At 45.8% G+C, this 17,568-nt stretch carries 18 protein-coding genes; 11 read left to right on the forward strand and 7 right to left on the reverse strand.

Going from position 1 to position 17,568, the window contains the following annotated elements:
- Positions 1–186: 186 nt before the first annotated feature.
- Positions 187–1,716, forward strand: a complete 1,530-nt coding sequence (locus NFS31_RS24410; RefSeq protein ID WP_251501052.1) for a recombinase family protein — start codon at positions 187–189, stop codon at positions 1,714–1,716.
- A gap of 69 nt (positions 1,717–1,785) precedes the next feature.
- On the opposite strand, the gene NFS31_RS24415 is transcribed toward NFS31_RS24410, so the two are convergent.
- A complete protein-coding gene (locus NFS31_RS24415) occupies positions 1,786–2,100 on the reverse strand; it encodes a hypothetical protein (protein WP_120421298.1) in 315 nt (104 codons plus the stop codon).
- 1,693 nt (positions 2,101–3,793) lie between these two features.
- Between NFS31_RS24415 and NFS31_RS24420 the strand changes: the two genes are divergently transcribed.
- The 6 genes from NFS31_RS24420 to mobQ all read left to right on the forward strand — a co-directional run bounded on the left by NFS31_RS24420 (position 3,794) and on the right by mobQ (position 9,748).
- Entirely contained in the window at positions 3,794–3,943 is a 150-nt protein-coding gene (locus NFS31_RS24420) for a hypothetical protein (RefSeq protein WP_251501053.1), read from the forward strand.
- Positions 3,915–5,516: a type IV secretory system conjugative DNA transfer family protein gene (locus tag NFS31_RS24425; protein ID WP_251501054.1), complete on the forward strand. Its 1,602-nt coding sequence runs from the start codon at positions 3,915–3,917 to the stop codon at positions 5,514–5,516. The genes NFS31_RS24420 and NFS31_RS24425 overlap by 29 nt, the downstream gene beginning before the upstream one ends.
- Before the next feature lie 3 nt (positions 5,517–5,519).
- The gene (locus NFS31_RS24430; protein WP_251501055.1) at positions 5,520–6,473 is read left to right on the forward strand and encodes a DUF5688 family protein; all 954 of its coding nucleotides are present in this window, start codon (positions 5,520–5,522) and stop codon (positions 6,471–6,473) included.
- A gap of 153 nt (positions 6,474–6,626) precedes the next feature.
- Positions 6,627–7,652, forward strand: a complete 1,026-nt coding sequence (locus NFS31_RS24435) for an ArdC-like ssDNA-binding domain-containing protein (RefSeq protein WP_251501058.1) — start codon at positions 6,627–6,629, stop codon at positions 7,650–7,652.
- A 3-nt stretch (positions 7,653–7,655) separates the two neighbouring features.
- Positions 7,656–7,895 (forward strand): DUF3847 domain-containing protein, encoded by a 240-nt coding sequence (locus NFS31_RS24440; protein WP_251501060.1) that lies wholly within the window; start codon positions 7,656–7,658, stop codon positions 7,893–7,895.
- Positions 7,896–8,062: 167 nt separating this feature from the next.
- Positions 8,063–9,748, forward strand: coding sequence for a MobQ family relaxase (mobQ, locus tag NFS31_RS24445; protein ID WP_251501062.1), 1,686 nt, complete (start codon positions 8,063–8,065; stop codon positions 9,746–9,748).
- Between the two features lie 64 nt (positions 9,749–9,812).
- Here mobQ and NFS31_RS24450 read toward each other — a convergent pair whose 3' ends face one another.
- Positions 9,813–10,316, reverse strand: a complete 504-nt coding sequence (locus tag NFS31_RS24450; protein ID WP_251501064.1) for an NUDIX hydrolase — start codon at positions 10,314–10,316, stop codon at positions 9,813–9,815.
- A 997-nt stretch (positions 10,317–11,313) separates the two neighbouring features.
- Between NFS31_RS24450 and NFS31_RS24455 the strand changes: the two genes are divergently transcribed.
- A complete protein-coding gene (locus NFS31_RS24455; RefSeq protein ID WP_251501066.1) occupies positions 11,314–11,811 on the forward strand; it encodes a hypothetical protein in 498 nt (165 codons plus the stop codon).
- A gap of 36 nt (positions 11,812–11,847) precedes the next feature.
- Here NFS31_RS24455 and NFS31_RS24460 read toward each other — a convergent pair whose 3' ends face one another.
- Positions 11,848–12,045, reverse strand: coding sequence for a helix-turn-helix domain-containing protein (locus tag NFS31_RS24460; protein ID WP_120421283.1), 198 nt, complete (start codon positions 12,043–12,045; stop codon positions 11,848–11,850).
- Positions 12,046–12,217: 172 nt separating this feature from the next.
- Between NFS31_RS24460 and NFS31_RS24465 the strand changes: the two genes are divergently transcribed.
- Complete coding sequence (locus NFS31_RS24465) at positions 12,218–13,171, forward strand: transglutaminase-like domain-containing protein (protein WP_251501069.1); 954 nt, start codon at positions 12,218–12,220, stop codon at positions 13,169–13,171.
- A gap of 558 nt (positions 13,172–13,729) precedes the next feature.
- Here the strand turns inward: NFS31_RS24465 and NFS31_RS24470 are convergent.
- The 4 genes from NFS31_RS24470 to NFS31_RS24485 all read right to left on the reverse strand — a co-directional run bounded on the left by NFS31_RS24470 (position 13,730) and on the right by NFS31_RS24485 (position 16,311).
- Entirely contained in the window at positions 13,730–14,035 is a 306-nt protein-coding gene (locus NFS31_RS24470) for a hypothetical protein (protein WP_251501071.1), read from the reverse strand.
- Between the two features lie 16 nt (positions 14,036–14,051).
- Positions 14,052–14,441, reverse strand: coding sequence for a hypothetical protein (locus NFS31_RS24475; RefSeq protein WP_251501073.1), 390 nt, complete (start codon positions 14,439–14,441; stop codon positions 14,052–14,054).
- A gap of 116 nt (positions 14,442–14,557) precedes the next feature.
- A complete protein-coding gene (locus NFS31_RS24480) occupies positions 14,558–15,295 on the reverse strand; it encodes a DNA-methyltransferase (RefSeq protein WP_251501075.1) in 738 nt (245 codons plus the stop codon).
- Positions 15,292–16,311: a DNA cytosine methyltransferase gene (locus NFS31_RS24485; protein ID WP_251501078.1), complete on the reverse strand. Its 1,020-nt coding sequence runs from the start codon at positions 16,309–16,311 to the stop codon at positions 15,292–15,294. Before NFS31_RS24485 ends, NFS31_RS24480 begins: the two co-directional genes overlap by 4 nt.
- Before the next feature lie 154 nt (positions 16,312–16,465).
- Between NFS31_RS24485 and NFS31_RS24490 the strand changes: the two genes are divergently transcribed.
- Complete coding sequence (locus NFS31_RS24490; RefSeq protein WP_120425594.1) at positions 16,466–17,008, forward strand: hypothetical protein; 543 nt, start codon at positions 16,466–16,468, stop codon at positions 17,006–17,008.
- An 80-nt stretch (positions 17,009–17,088) separates the two neighbouring features.
- Positions 17,089–17,394, forward strand: a complete 306-nt coding sequence (locus tag NFS31_RS24495; protein ID WP_251501080.1) for a hypothetical protein — start codon at positions 17,089–17,091, stop codon at positions 17,392–17,394.
- Positions 17,395–17,568: the final 174 nt, after the last annotated feature.

A 17,568-nucleotide genomic window follows, 5' to 3' on the forward strand; every position in this document is an offset into this window, starting at 1 on the left:
GAATGATGGTACTAAATTAGATGCTGCTGATCTTCGCACTGCGATGATTTATGATTTGTTTGGCAACGATATACCTATATAATTGATACATAAGTAAAGATTTTCAAATCCAGATATAATCATGGTTGGCATATCCCGCCAAAAGAGTTATGATTATATCGCCACTTATGTAGGAGGTTATATACCATGAGACAAGAAGCCATTTATGCCAGACAGTCCGTAGACAAGAAAGACAGTGTTTCCATTGAAGCCCAGATTGAGCAGTGCAGGGCCCTTGCCAAAACCCAGGAGCCGCTGGTATTCCAGGACAAGGGATTTTCCGGCAAGAACACGGAGAGGCCGGATCTGAAACGGCTGTTTGAGGCAATCCGGGCCGGGCGGATCTCCACCGTGTACGTTTACAAGCTGGACCGGATCAGCCGTAACATTGTGGACTTCAACCAGCTTTACCAGACCATGGAGGCATACGGCACCGAGTTTGTCTCTGTCAATGAGAAATTTGACACCTCAAGCGTCATGGGAAGGGCCATGATGCAGATTATCGCCGTGTTCGCACAAATGGAACGGGAAACCATCCAGCAGAGAGTCAAGGACAACTACTACTACCGGATTACAGACGGCAGGTGGGCCGGAGGGCCGGCGCCTTACGGATATAAAAACGCGAGGACGGAGAACAACGTTCCCACCCTGAAGCCGGTCCCGGAGGAACTGAACCTTGTAAGGGCTGCTTTCTCCTTGTATGACGGAACCGCCCACCTCTCCCTTGCCTCCCTCTGTACCTGGCTGTATAACCAGGGCTACCGGACACGCAAGGGAGGAAAGTTTGTATCCTGCACCCTCTCCCGGATCATGCAGAACCCGGTCTATGTCCAGGCTGACCAGAAATTATATAAATATTTCCAGACAAAAAAGATTAAGTTCCTTAATGAGCAGGAGGAATGGGATGGTTCCACTTCCTGCTGTATCGTGGCGAAGAAGAAAGGAAATTCCTCCCTGAGCAAATATGAGGACATGAAAGAACAGTCGGTTTACCTCACCAACATTCCCGGCATTGTTCCAAGCCACTTATACATATCCGTCCAGAGCCGCCTAAAAAAGAACGAGCAGTTCAAACGCGCCAATTCTCCCTCAGCCCTGGAAGAATTAGCCGGAAAACTGAAATGCGCCAGTTGCGGCCATACAATCAAATCCTACAGCCAGAGCACCAACATGAGGCCATACTTAAGCTGCCCGGGAAGAGCCACCCACAAAATATGCGGTGAAAGCTACCGGAAAGTGAATTTTGAAACCCTCCAGGAGCAGATAGGCAGGGAGATTCAGGGATACCTGGATTCCATTGAGGGCAGGGAACGGCAGAAGCAGGAAGAAAACCGGAAACTGGAAACCCGGAAGGAGGAATTAAAAAAAGAACTGGACAACCTGATCGCCCTGGCGGCAAAAGGAGGGCTTACCGCCGAGGTACTCCAGGCAGCTATTGAGGAAAGGCAGACAGAAATCAACGGGATTGAGTTAAAGGTGCAGATGAACACGTCCGCGGTGGACTTCCTCAAAGTGAACCTGGAAAACAATTCCGAACTGAATTTTTACCACGGGCCGCAGGAGCATATTGAGTATGGGCTGCTCCTTATGGAACAGAAAAAGGAACTTGTAAAACTTCTGATTGATAAAATCACCCTCCATTCAGACGGAGCCTATGAAATTGAATGGAGCCTTTAAAATCCTGATAAAACATGACAAAAGCCGGGAGCGCATCCCGGCTTTTCATATCTCCTGATTTATGTATCTTTATCCCTCAAAGGCCGCCAGAGCCTTAATCGCATTTATAAAGGAATATCCCTCATAACGCACCAGATAGCCAATCCCGTCATCCGTTTCGTCCGTGGAGTGGCGGGTGTATTTATAAATGGATCTTCCGTCCCGTTCCTCCTTCCGGTAAAAGGTAAGGCTGTCATGCTCCACGCTCCGCCAGCAGACAAAGCCGGGCTTGTCCGGGTGGTCCGAAAACCTCACGCTCCTTGGATGCCTTGCCTTTAAGTAGCTGACTAAATCGGCCTCTTTCGCTTTTCTCTTTAAATCTTCTCCTATCCTCTCATAACTCATATGGTTCCTGTCCCTTTCTTACGTTTTATAGTCTGTAAACAGTATGTAAGTTTTGGGCTTTTTGGCGAATGAGAAATTATAAAGAAAATATAAACTTTTTCAATCGGCAGTTTATAAAAAATTTATAGATTAAGGAGAAAATTTCCGTCCCAACCGGATCAGGTCTTACATACTGACTTTAGAGGAAAAACCTTTCCTGGAAGGTGTGCCGCATTTTGGAGAGTTTTGGCGGCAGCAGACAACTGAATACCTATGGCCGGTCGCTGACGGACGGAGCCATGAAAAGGGAGACAGTCAGGCGTGCCCATGCCGCCACATGGGAGTGTTGTATGACAGAGGGCAGCCCGGTCATACGGCTATCTGGGTAACGTGACAGTATAAACAGTAATTCGTGGGTGAGCACCATTAAAGAAAGCAGCTCCCGGCCAGTCGGCCAGTGCAGGTCAGGAGACCCGGCATAGAAGGTCCCTGCACGATACCGGCCCGTGTCATGTGGCAAAGGTTTTACAGCCATTGTCTAGGTACATCTATGCCCTTGTACCGACATACAGAAATGTAGCCGCGGGTTAAAAACCGGAGACGGGACCCGCGGGATTAAAAGTAAAAGGTAAGGTCCGGTTCTGGGCCGCGTATCGGCTGCGTGCGCGGCGGGACATGATTGCGGGAGCAGTAATGCTCATGCGGCAGGACAGAACAACGCCGCTTGTAACAGCCGCTTTTATGGACTTATGCTTCTGCTGGCTAAGGACATTTGCACCCTAAGCACAGCACCTCTTTATCTCATGAAATCCTTATGAACTCTTTTATTCTGATTACTTCTGAATCACCTTATGAATGGATTACCTTGTGAAATCCCAATGATTCTATCCCTTATGGAACAATCCTTGTGAACCGAAATCCCAATGATTAAAAACCTTGTGATAAATCCCTTATGAATGGAAACCTAATGAATGCTCTCTTATGAAGCACTTCCCTATGAAACGAAAACCCAATGGATAAAAACCTTATATGAAAGCCCTATGAAATGGAATCCTTAAGAATCCTCATACAGAAAACCGTTACACCGTTTCGCCTGGTTTTGTCATAAAGATCACTTCGTGATTCCCAGTGAATCAAGGTAAATGAAAATCACACCTACAGCTTTCCATGAATCAGAAATGCAGCACACAATCCCGTTTTTTCCTTACTATGATTCAAAAGGCTCCGCAGCACCAGGAAATCAAAAGGCTCTTAAACGTTCCATAAAGCCATAGGGAATCCTTACCATAAGGACATGAGGAAAACTGTTTCATAGGGATCACAGTGGGCAGCCGTATCATAAGGCGCAAAAGGAAAGTATCCCATAAGGTAACATAGGGCAGCCGTATCATAAGGCGCAAAAGGAAAGTATCCCATAAGGTAACATAGGGCAGCCGTTCCATAAGGTACACAAGGAGAATCATTCATAAGGCAACATTGGGTTACACTCCATAAGGTACATAAGGAAAACCACTCATAAAGAACCCAAAAGGATACCATTCACAAGGTATCTGTTTCATAAGGAAACTCCCAAAGGCAATCCATAAGGTTACGTTCCATAAGGTCATAGATTCCAGGTAATGTATAAGGGTAGGAACTCCTTTTTAACCCTTTTTCTCCCACCCTTCTGACATACTATAGGTAAGGAATCAAACTTACAAAGGAGGCATCCCTTATGCGTAAATTCTTATGTTTTTATATCCTCACAGAAAGAGAAATGGATCAGATCCAGTGTGAACTGGACGAATACCAGAAGTACAAATTTCTGGCAGAGATTCCAGAGGAGGAGCCGCACCATGAAAAGAGCGATTCAGTGGATCTATAACTTCCTTGGATTTACCGGCCTTTGGCTGGCTCCAATTCTGTATTTTATCACCAGAAGGACGTTTCCAAACGTAGAAGCAAAACATATCCTTATCTTGTGTGCCGCTGTGGCCGCCTGGGCTATATTCAATAACTTTTGGAGCGTGGTATGTGAGGGAAAGCCTTTTTCCGAAATTAACATCGGTGACGGTCTCATACCGGAAACCGGGCTAAAAAAGGAATCACCGCTGAAGCGTTCCGCCATGTACCCGAAAGTACCGGCTGAACTTCTTTCCAGGAAGCCGGAGGGAATCATTTTAGGGAAATACAAAAACCGTTATGTCCGGTTTCCTCTTAAGGACATTTACCACGCTTGTATTATTGGAGGCACTGGTTCCGGGAAAAGTTCAACGGTCCTTTTGGATTCCCTGCTTTGTAACTTTGCCAGCGGGAAAAACGCTTTCAACTGTTTTGTGATTGACATTAAAGGAGAACTCCACGAGAAGGCAACCTATGCCCTCTCGGAACATGTCCTTGTGGTTGACCCTGCGGACCGTTCCTCATTTGGCTGGGACGTTTACTACCGGCTCCACAATAATCCAGATGACGATCTTATCATAGAAGCCATTGAGGAAATCGCCCAGGCCCTCATTATCAGCACCAATCCCAGGGATTCCTTTTTTGTGGAGAACGCAAGGTCCATGTTTACCGGGCTTTTAGTTTATTACTTTCAGCAGGGAGAAACGTTCATTGATTCTGTCAATAAAATCCTGGAATCGGAAATGAAATCCCTGATTGCCGAAATCGTTAAAGACAGTGAACCCTCTGACCTCTGCTATAAATACCTGGCGAAGTTTGCGGGCAAGGATGCGGAGAGCGTGGAGGACTGTATGGTGGAAATGACTACTTCCCTTTCTGTTTTCTCTAAAAGCGACATAAAATTCTGTTTCCGTGACAACTTCCAGAAAGCCAGCCCATACTCATTCCGGGAGGATAAATCCGTGTTCCTTGCCATACCGGAGCATATGCTGGAATCTTATAAAGCAGTTATGAGGCTGTGCACAGTCCAGACGCTGAAAGAGCTGGAGCGCCGGTCAGAGAAAGAGGAAAAACCCTTGCTTTTGATTCTGGATGAGTTCGCCCGGATTGGACGTGTGGAGGGAATCTTTAACGCCCTTGCCACTTTAAAAAGCAAAAAGGTCATGGTCATGCTGGCCTTCCAGTCCCTGGCACAGATCGAGGTCAATTACTCTAAGGAAGAAGCCAGGGTTCTGACGGACAACTGCCGGTTAAAAGTCATTTGCGAATCCAGTGACCCGGACAGCAGTAAATCCGTAACCGCCTGGGCAGGGAAGTACCGGGATAAAAAGGAAACCCTCAATGGAGGGAAGAACCGGCACAAAAGTTATTCTTATGAGGATAAGGACATTGTGGAGACAAACGACTTAATCACCCTCACAAAGAAGAAGGAAGTGATTCTGATTATCTCCGGCACTGGGTATTTGAGGGTGAAAAAGTGCTATTACTTTTTAGACGAAACAATAAAGAAGCTGGCTGAAAAGGTCAGCAGCTATAACAGACAATTTGCGAGGTAAGATATGACATACACAGAGGAACAGAACCATTTTTTTGAAGAACTCTATACCGAGTTGGAGAAAGCCATGAAGCCGGAGGGAGCCAGCCTGGAGAGGGTGGACGTACCCAAAAACAACACGGTCCAGGAAGGGATTTCCATCCGGTTTGAAGGGCAGCCCATAAGCCCTGCCGTTTATCCCAGCCAGTTCTACCGGGATTTCCAGAACGGTGTTTCCGTAGAGGAAATTGTTTTCTACATAAAGGACGGGCTGGAGTCCCAGCGGATTACGAAAAACCGCATCATGGAACTGAACCATGACAATGCGCCGCACTATTTGAGGTCGGCAATAGTCAGCTATGAAGGAAACCGGGAATGGCTGAAGGACGTCCCTCATGAGCGGGTGGCGGACCTTGCCCTTTACGCAAAGTGGGATTTTGGCGGCGGGTATTCGGCAAAAGTAACGAATCCGCTGCTTGCCCACCTCCAGATGACAAAGGAAGAACTGCTAAGGACCGCCAAAGGCAACATGGCTATGCAGGCCCGCCTGCGGACCATGAAGGACGCTCTGATTGCCCGTGCGGTCCAGGGAGGGATGTCGGAGGAACTGACAGAGGAAATGAGGGACCAGCTCCCGGACATCCCGTTTTATGTCCTGAACGTAAACGGAGGGATTGACGGAGCCGCCCTGGTTGCGGACCCTTCCGTTATGAGGAAGGCCGGGCGGGATCTGGGAGAAGGCTTTTATATCCTTCCTTCTTCCGTCCATGAGGTGTTGATTGTCCCAAAATCAACCGGAGCAAAGGCGGAGGAATTAAGGGACATGGTATACCGGATCGACCGGCAGGAGGTTCCCATTGAGGAGCGTCTTTCCGATAACGTTTATGAGTTTGACGGGCATGCCTTAACCCTGGCAGGACAGACGGAAACCCTGGAAAGGGAACTGCCGGGACTGGCAGCCATGCACCGCAAGAGATAACCAGGGAAGGAGCAGATACTATGAATTTACAGAGAAAATTAGATTTTATAGAAGCATACAGAAACTACATACAGTTATCGGGCAGAGCGGAGGCAGGGATAGAGATTTCCGTCTGTCCTTCCTTTAAGCCAGGCATAAGGCCGGAGGGATTCCATGACACAAAAGAGGTACACAGCCGTACAGAAGAAAAACCCGGAAGATAAATTAAAAGAACTGACGGACAAGCTGGAGGCCGGGATCAAGGAAGTCTTTTCCTCTCAAAAGTACAAAGACTATTTAAAAGTCATGTCCCGGTTCCATGGCTACAGCTATAACAATACCATGTTGATTTTGTTACAGAAGCCGGATGCCCGTCTCCTGGCAGGATACAAAACCTGGCAGGGCATGGAGCGGAATGTGAAGAAGGGAGAACACGGCATTTCCATTCTTGCGCCCAGCAAAAAGAGATTCACAAAATATATGGATAAGATTGACAAGGACACCAGGAAGCCGGTGCTGGACCAGGACGGGAACCCGGTGAAGGTGCCAAAAGAGATTGAGTACCTTACCTTCTATCCCACCACGATTTTTGACATCAGCCAGACGGAGGGAAAGCCTCTCCCGGTTATGGCAGAGGAACTGAATGGACAAGTGACGGATTATGGAATCATTATGGATTCCTTAAAAGAAACAGCGCCGGCTCCCATCCGGTTTGAATCCTGGGAGGAATCGAAGAAAGGATATTTCAGCCCTCTATTAAATGAGATTGTGATTAAGTCCGGCATGAGTGAATTGCAGACGGTGAAAACCGGATTCCATGAAACGGCACACAGTATTTTGCATAGCGGGACAAACAATTTAAAGGATTCCGCAACCATGGAGACGGAGGCCGAAAGCATCGCTTTTATTGTCTGCTGTCACCTGGGACTGGATACATCAAGTTACAGTTTTCCTTATCTGGCGACATGGAGCAGCAGTAAGGAACTGCCGGAACTGAAAAGCTCCCTCTCCACAATCCAAAAGACCGCCCACAGCCTGATTGAGAAGCTGGACCAGGCGATTTTAAAACACATCCGGGAACATTCCATAGAAGGACCGGAGATTTCAAGGGATACCGGCAATCCTGATATTTCTTTAGAAATAGCTGACCGGGAACCGGAGATACCAGCTTTACCTGATACCCACAGACGAAGGAGGTAACACATGACAGAATTAGAAGAACTACAGTTAAAGCATAGGGAAGAAGCAGCCCGGAAACGGGCAAAATTAAAGGAACGCAAAGCCAGGGCGCACCGGCTCATTGAGAGAGGCGCTATCCTGGAAAGTGCAATCAATGAGGTCAAACCGGCTGACCGTTTCACAAATCAGGAAATAGAGAAGATTGTCTATTTCGCTGTCCTATCACCTGCAACCATCACTTTTATATCGGAGTTGGGACAGTAAATCCCTTCTCCATTTTACTGGAAAGGGCGCACTTATACCTGACCCTCCGGGCCAGGTGTGCGTTCTCCGAAGGCTCCTGCAGAGGGCGAAAACCATAGGGACAAAACCACAAGCCCAAAGACCCAAAACCAGAAGCCACACAAACCACAAAGGAGTTGAAGCCAGCCATGGCAATTTACCATCTTTCCGTGAAAATCATAGGCAGGAACAGCGGACGCTCCGCCGTTGCCGCAGCCGCCTACCGGAGCGGCGATACCCTCACAAACCACTGGGACGGGCTGACCCACGACTACAGCCGGAAAGGCTGGATAGAACACACGGAAATCCTTCTGCCGGAACACGCGCCGGAGGAATTTAAAAACAGATCAGCCCTATGGAACGCAGTGGAGAAGGCGGAAAAATCCGGCTCCGCCCAGCTTGCCAGGGAAATAGAAACCGCCCTTCCCAAAGAACTGAACCAGGCTGAACGTCTCTCCCTCATAAGGGATTTCATAGAAAAGAACTTTGTTTCCGCTGGAATGTGCGCCGACTTTGCGGTCCATAACCCGCCCGTCACTGACAGCCGGAACCGCCCGGTAGACAAGGCCGGGAATCCTACACAGGACAAGGACAAAATGATTTTCAGAAACCCTCACGTCCACATCATGCTCACCATGCGCCCTCTTGATAGGCAGGGCCAGTGGCAGGCAAAATCCCAGACCGCTTACCTTTGCAGAAAAAATAATGAGGAACGCTCTGTTCTGGCATCAGAGATTAAGCAGGCAGAAACAGAGGGATGGCAGAAGCAATACCAGTACAAAATAGGCAGGAAAAAGGTGTGGCTGACAAAAGAGGCGGCGGAAAAGAAAGGATTCACCCGTGTCTCCAAACAGCCCAAAACCGAGAAGATCCAGAATCCCATAACGGCACAGTGGAACAGCCGGGACGCTCTGTTCCAGTGGAGAAAATCGTGGGCGGAGCTATGTAATGAACAGTTAAAAAGGAATGGTATTGAGGAACAGATCAGCCACCTTTCCTATGAAGCCCAGGGAATCAACAAGGTAGCGTCCGTCCATATGGGCGTTGAGGCGGTTCATGCGGAGAAGCGAGGGATTCCCACAGAACTTGGAGAACTGAACCGCCAGATCCAGAGGGATAATGAATTTTTAGCGGTCATGGAGGGACGGATTCGGGAGTGGGAACGCAGGGAAAGCGAATCCCTTAACCGCACCGCCGCCCGTCTGGAAGGCATAAGGAGCCGCCACATAGCCGCCGCTTACCAGCAGCTCTGTCTGTCAATCAGTCTGGCAAAGGAGCAGGACAGCCTGGCGGCCCAGATGCGTGCAGCCGCAGCCATGGCGGAAACAGCGGAACACCTCATGAGGGCAATCGGCGCGTTAAAAGAATCCCTGGACATTTACCGGAGACAGCGGGAGGAAACGAACCCTTTCCAGAAGCAGAAACGGAAGGAACTGGAGGAAAAGGTTATGGCTACGGAACACCAGATCCAGAACTTAAAAACCCGGCTGAATGAGATTCAGTCAAGGCAGAGGGAAGTCAAAACCGCTCCGGTTTCCTCACCGGAAGCAGCCAGAAAAAAGAAGGAACAGATTCAGTATCTGAAGGAGATTCAGTCCCAGGCTTACCGGGAGTTTTATACCCTGGTGAAGGAGAACAAGGAGAATATGAACCGTATCCGGGAGATCATTCAGGGCAGACGGAATGAGCATGACAGCCAGCTAAAGCAGAGATTAAAGGAGCATTACGCGGAGGATTTCCAGGAAAGGATATTAGAGCAGGCCAGGGACAAAGCGCCGGAGATTCCAGAAGCGGAGGGAGTCGGCATCCAGAAGAATATTTCCCATAAGAGATAAAAGCACATCCCATAAAGAACAAAAGCACCTCCCAGCCAGGTGCTTTTATCATAGGGATACCATATTAAAAGGTTCTTTTTGTCTTTAGCTCAAAATCCAGCTTTGTAACGTATTCCAGATAGGCGGGCCTGGCGGAATATTCCAGGAAAGCCCGGAAGCGTTCCTGACTAGAAGGAGCCTTTATCATGTCCAGAACCTTTTCTTTTGGAACCCATGCGGATTCCGGGTTTTCATCAGAGCCTCGCAGAGTGCCGGATTTTTCCGTACAGATAAAATCAAAAATAACCTTTGTCGGGACTTCCTTTACACCGCCATATCCGGGATAGGTTCCGGTATTGGAGGAAACACAAAACAGTTCTCCCACTTCCACACAGATGCCGGATTCCTCAAAAATCTCCCGTTTTACCGCGTCAATCAGATTCTCTCCCGCCTCAACTTCACCACCCGGAAGGACCCAGGAATCCTGGTAAGTGTTGACAAGTAAAACCTCACCCTTTTGGTTTAATACGACACCAGCCGCAGCGACAATATGAGTTGGCAGGAACTTTTCAGGGATATTCTTTTCCATGGCTGAACCCTCTTTCCTTATGGATTTTGTCTTATAATATAGCAAGACTGGATTAAAAAAGCAATAAAAATCATTTATGCTCTGTATTTGAGGGAACTATAACATCCCATGAAAAATAGATACTTCCAGAATCTATTTTGAGGGAGCAAAGAACTCGCTTCGCTCCAAGAAGGCACCTCCCTCTTGCTGTCCATGGAAACTGTGGATAACTAAAGACCAAGTTACCCACAGTTCCCACAGACATCAATTCACCCTCCGCCTTCTTAAAACTGACCTCTTTCTTTATGGATAAAAACAAAAATCTTTTAATTTCTAAGAACAAAAACCTTCTTATCAAAAATCCCATACATCCAAAACGAAAACCCAAAATCCAAAACAGATTTCACAGACTTTGGCTGGAAATTTTATAAAAACACTTGATTTCCCTAAAAAATTACCATGCCGGCACCTCAAATAATTATCTGATAATATATAAACTATATATAAATTATCAGATAATATACAAAACATATAATTTGTCTATAATTGTGTAAAATACCTAAAATATTTTTCAAACATAGAGCATTAAGGAAAAATATATGTTCAATATAACTAAAAATGCAAACAAATATGTTGAAATATTTTCTACATATTACTATTAAGCTGAAATGTCAATTAGCAAAAACAGAGAAAATGAAAATTATATTTTAAAAATAAAGTCAGATAATTTATGATAAATACAGAATTGTCAATCTTTTCTTTAGCCTGCCCGGTAGCGTTTCCTCATGATTTACAAGAATTATAGCATAAAATCCAGGAAAAATTAAGACTTTTTCACGGACTTTGCAAGGGAAATCCTTAAAACCAAACAGATTTCACAGACCTTCAAAAATATGCACAGACCCTGGCTGAAAATTTTATGAAAACTCCCGGCTTCACGACCCTGGAAGAACCGGCTATAATCAGGGAAGGAATCAGCCATGGTGAAACCGACAACAACAGCAAAGGAGAATTGCCTATGAAGGAAAAGGAGCCAATCGACATTCATTCCAAACGGGAAAAACTGGAATCCCTGCCCTTGAAAGAGGAACCGCCGGACAAACCCTGGCCGCGCTCCCGGATTTATGACTTTTCATCAGATAGGGATATGCTGGAAGAAATTTCCGTTAAAATGGAATCCATGGGAAAGAAGCAGCTTGACCAGCTACAGACAGAGGCGGCGCGAATCCTGACAGAATCCAGGCGGGATCAGATAGAAGAATCCCAAACCTGGTTTGAAACAGCCGCCCTCCCAGTGCTGAAAAACTTTGCCGAAACGTTCAGCGCCTCCCTGGAAATATCCCACGAGGACGAGACCATGATTTTAGTCACATTTCAAAACAAGTGTGGGTATGACCTGGCAGAAGATGACCGGCATATGCGGATGCTTTTTGGCCTTTCTAATCATGTTTCGATTGAAAAGAATGGAGATAACATCACGCTGGTTTTGGCGTTTGACTGTCTGGATATGAAGTAGCCGGAACCCAAACAAATAAGAGGGCGAAAGCCCTCTTTATTCCTCAATATATTCCATGATGTCCGAAACATTGCATTTTAACAGTTTGCATAACTGATTGACGGTGTTGGTGGATATGCTGTTGCCTTGTTTAATGCTGTAATAGGTAGCCCGGGAAAAGCCTTCCTTCTGTAGCTTATAGGAAGTGATTTTTTTCTTTTTCATTGTCTGAAACAACGGCTCATAGCTTATCATACAGCGGCACCTCACATAAGAATCTATGTCCAGTATAATTTGAAGAAAAAGCCTTGAATATGTATGAATATCCGAGTATAATAAGAATTGACATTTCGGTGTATCAAGAGTAAAATAAGATCATTGTTATCTGATAATGGATAATGTATCAACAGAAAGAAGGAGAAGATGTATGAAGAAACAAGTATTAACAGTCTTTATGGCAGGGATTCTAACAGCATCCATGAGCATGACAGCCCTGGCCGGGTGGGAGCAGGAAGGAAATAACTGGAAGTACAATGATAACGGAACCTATGCCACAAACGGATGGAAATGGATAGACGGAGATAATAACGGAATAGCAGAATCCTACTATTTTGATAACAATGGTTATATGCTGGTGAACACTACTACTCCTGATGGGTATACGGTAAATGCAGACGGAGCCTGGATTGTAGAGGGAGAAATCCAAACCCAGGGAGCAGCGGCGAATCATGGAGGTGCTGCTACTGGTGAAGTGAATCATAATGCAGGATATGACCCGGCTCACCCGCTGGCAGGGAAGATTGACGAGTGGAATTTAAGACTGCCAGTTGATTATCTTAATGGTAAAATGGATATCTGTAGTGAAAGTTTACAAGCACGATTGACAAACCAAATGGAGTATTATAATTATTTAGATATTTCCAATTATGCCACTCTCCAAGACGGGATGTATATCGCTGAAAGAAATGGGACAACTTATTATGTTTCAAAAGAAGATTATGAAGAAAGCATTATGCTTGAAAACACGCTTTATGAATGGTTTTGTAACTGGCTAAATGGAATGGATTTTGAGAATATGACCGAAATGGAAAGAGCCAAAGAAATTCAAAAAGTAATGGCCAAAATAAAATATGGAACAGATACAACTGGAAAAACAAGATATACCTATTATCGAACTCTGATCATGCAGGAAGGAAACTGTGCGGAAACAGCAATGACAGCACGAGCCTTAGCAAAAGCACTTGGACTAAAATCAGCTATACTTGGTGCTGGCGCTCACGTTGTATATTACATTCAAGTGGATGGTGTTGCCTACTTCGGAGAAGATGACAGGTTGAATCTCGACTTCCCAACACCAGATCATGTGTTTTTCGTTGACTAACTTTAAACCCATCGGAAGAAATCCCGGTGGGTTTTTCATTTTCGACAAATTTCTTCTTCCAGGGTATTCCCTTCTCTCCCAAAATCGCTTATAATAGTTTTACATCAGAGAAAGCGGGCAGCACTCCCTATTTGGGAAATGCGCACCTTCGGGACGGACTTAAAGCAGTTTAGGTTCGTGCCGCAGGTGTGCAAACACCAGAGAAAGGAGGATGTGGTCTATGTTCTTCTTAGAAGTCCTGAGCCGTGTTGTGAGTATCTTTGCGGGCATTGTGGGCGGCCTTAACGGGCTGGTTTCATTAGTCCAGAAGTGTAAACCTTACATAAAGCGGGATAAGGCAGAGACAGAAAAAGACCCATCAGCTAGCTTGCCGGCATCTGATGGGTCGAGTGGCGATTGCGTAAGCAATCGTTAATCTCGTGGGCGGCAGCTACATCGCCGCCCTTTTTATTACAATTCCATAGTAGCATTTTGTCAGGGTGAAGTCAATAGGGAAATTCATTTCCCGATAAGCGAAGCCAGGAGCAATTTTGCGATAGGGCGAGCCAATAAAAATTTCTACCCTTCCTCTGGTTCACCAAATATCTTACAGTATTCCTCAGCAGACAGCTTTTTCTCTGCCCATTCCTTTGCCTCTCTGTCTGACAGAACCTGGAAATCGGCGCCGCCAGTAGCCGAACCACCAATATATCTTGCATAGCAGCTCAAGGCTCCACCCTCTCCATAAAGGAAATAGGTTCCCTTTTTCGTGCGGTACAGTTCTTCCCTGCAATAATGATAATCACCTTTCCAAAGGTTCTGCCAGTCTCCCAGGAGCAAGGCTGTTTCCGTGTTATAAGTTTTTCCTTCAATAATCTTTTTCATAATCATATGGTCCTTTCTATTTATCAATCTGGCTGACCTTCTCAAGCAGCCGGTCCACGTCTATGTAGGTTTCGTCCAGAAATTCCGTGACGTCAATCATAGCGTCAGGAACGGGATCAAAGCATTCTTCTTTCTCCCTTCCCGTCAGTCTGTGCCCTGCCATGACAAGCGTATCACCAATAGGGAAGAAACATTTCACCAGGAAATCCTCAATCCGGTAGCAGTTATATTCACCGTCAAAGATTTCCATTCCATTCTCTGCCCTCCGGCTGACTTCTTTTGCGGGAGTCCGGTCATACTCCGGGATTCCCTGGTATTCCTCATAGGCATTGATAATCCGGTCAAGAAGAGATTCCATCCCGGCATACTCAAGGCTTGTCAATGGTTTCCTTTTATTTATATTCATTTCCTTTTTGTGTCCTTTCCTTGTTTGTTCTGTATCTGATTCTTTCAGACACCTTTAATATGCTGAGATTCAGGGAAAATGGACACGTTGGAAACGATAAAATATTGCACAAAGTTTCACTCTGGATTTTGTGTATTTTTAATCATTCTTTCCGCTGCCCTGGTATCCAGAATCCTTTTTTCAGCAGTCCCAAAATACTCCGGGTTTATCTCATATCCCAGGTAGTTCCGCCCAAGCTCCAGGCAGGCCGCCGCCGTGGTGCCGGAGCCTAAAAATGGATCAAGAACCAGGTCGCCGGGCCGGGAACTGTTTTCAATCAGATTCTTTATGATATTCAAAGGTTTTATGGTAGGGTGCGGATAATCCTTTTTATCATAGATATTGATAGGCTGGAAGTATACGGTTTTTGCCTTCTCATAGGAATCCGGCTGACAGTAGCCGCCCTTGCGGAAGTACAGACAGTATTCCTTGTCAGAAAGGTATTTGTTGTGGAAGGTCGGCGGCGGATTCGTTTTCCACCAGACAATCATATCGAAGGAGCAGCCTAATCCGTCTACAAAGAAATCCAGATAACCGGGAATCTGGGCCTTGTTGCACCATATGTAACAGTTGATCCGTTTCATAACCCGGACCAGTTCCGGGAGAACGAGAGGGTTCATGCCGGAAACAAGGTCATTTTCTTTTAAACGGTCATTGATTGGCTGAATACTCCTGGCGAGCCGTGAGCGGCCTCCGGCATGAGTATCCTTAATCAGATAAGGCGGGTCGGTCATAATCAGGTCAACGCAGGAATCCGGCAGTCGTTTTAAGCCCTCCAGACAGTCCATGCGGTAAATCTTATTGGTTTCTGTCATGAGGCCGCCTCCTGCTTGTCCTGGAGGCTGACAGAGCGGCTCTGCCCGCTGGTAAAGCCCTCCTGGTTCTCAAATATCCCGGTTGCCGCAATCTGTCCCGCGATACGCTTTAAGACCGGAACCGCTACACTGTTTCCCAGCAGCTCCAGCGCCTTGCTGTCTGTCACGGGAAAAGTGAAATCCTCTGGAAATCCCATAATCCGTTTTACCTCTGCCGGTGTCAGCCGTCTGACCCTGCCGTTGATTAAGTAACCTTCCGTACCGCCGCATGGCCCTCTTGAGGTTGCCACAAAGGTTGGAGATACCGCCCTGACACTGTAAACCCTCCGGCCCTGTCCCGGTGTGCCGACATAGCCTAAACGGTATGTATCCAGAGTCCTTGTCTCAATATCCGGTTTGTAGAATGTAACGAGACCGGGATCAAGAAAATAGCTTTCGTCAACAATGGATTCCAGGAAATCCTCAACAGCCACATCCTCAAAAGTGGGTTCAGGGAAGGAAAACTCCGCTTGTAAATCCCTGCGGAAACAGACAAGGTAGACCCTTTTCCGGATCTGGGCCACTCCATAGTCAGAAGCTGCCAGGACTTTATAATGGACGTCATAGCCTAAGCCGTCCAAGGTTTCTGTAATCACCCGGAAGGTCCTTCCGCCGTCATGGCGGATTAGGTGGGCCACGTTTTCCAGAAACAGCGCTTTCGGTTTGTGGTGCTTTACAATCCGGGCAATTTCAAAAAACATCTGCCCTCTCTTATCCTCAAACCCTCTCTTTTTCCCAGCCATGGAGAACGGCTGGCAGGGAAAGCCGCCGCAGAGGACATCAAAGGGAGGAATATCTTCAGCCTCTATTTTCGTAATGTTCCCGGCTGGGACCTCGTGGAAGTTGGAAAAGTAAGTTTCCCTTGCCCTCCTGCTTTTATCGGAAGAAAAGACGCATATTCCGCCAATGCTCTCCATAGCCAGACGGAACCCACCGATTCCACAGAATAAATCTATAAAGGTAAATGTACTGCTCATAAAAATCTTACTCCTACTGTATTAGTCAGAAAAGCTCTGCTGAAAATAGGATGTAAGACCAGGTGGTAAAAAAGGCGGATTTTGAAAGTTTTGGTTGTACTGTGGCAGAAATTGATGTAGGATAATATCAAATATGTTTTAAGGAGGTTAGTTTATGGAAGATTTTGATGCAATGGATTATTTTGATGAGATACTGGATGAAGTAAGAGGTCATATTGAGGTCGATGATAAGTATACATATATTGGCGACCGTTTAGCAGATGCAGATAATGTAAAGCCCTATTGTGTTGCTGACAGCTTTTGTGCGGGTGTTGAGAATGAAAAAGAAGGTGCTGTTTTTACAGAAGCGGCTTTTTGGCTTGATTGTTTCTACCGATATGAAAATGGTGGGCTTGAGGATATGGTAGAGCAATTTTTATCAAACAGTGAAGCAGAAACATATGAGGAACTTATAGAGGAATGTGACGAAGCGGAATTTTCTTTTGACGATTATTACTGTGATTATATTAGCGGTGGTGCTGCTGGATACCATTTTTTAGTCAAAAATGATTTGACTGTATCAACAGATAGCGATAAACAAGACGTTGAAGAAACCATCAAAAAATATAAAAATATAACAGAAGTTGATTTTCATTTAAATGATGTTGCGGAAATATTATATGATGAGGAGGACAGAGAGTGGATATTTGAAAAATGACAAAAAGAATCAATAATTGCTGATATAAATATGAAGTTATTGGCAGATTCATAAATATTACTCAGAGGACGGGCACATCAATGAAAATGATTGATAAAGCCGCAGAGGGAACAACCATATATGATAATGAAGAAATGGCCTACTTAAATCTATATGAGGCCCTGGACCGAAATGATGATTCGGCTGCTTTCGGTTATGCTTATTATCTGGCAGACCCTTTTGTCAATAAAGAGAAAACAAGTTTCCCTGAATGGTTGACAGAGGAAAAGTCGGAACAGATCATCAATATGATAAAGGAACATAGAATAGGGAAAACGGATTCGGTCAGTTCTACGGTGTGGAAACTTGTTTATACTGTCAAGGAATTATGGCAAAATACGACTTAAAGCAATAGAGATCAGATTAGGGCAGGGACGGCTAGTCATCTAGCTGCTCCTGCCCTATTATTTTTTTGAAAAAAGTCTTTACTTTTGTATCAAATAGCTACAGGTACACCTGAAGCTATTTCAGGTGTGATGGATGACACAATTGTATCAGTTCCCTTTATTTCACTGTATGAT

It is taken from the genome of Otoolea muris, from assembly GCF_943193115.1.
Lineage (GTDB): Bacteria > Bacillota > Clostridia > Lachnospirales > Lachnospiraceae > Otoolea > Otoolea muris.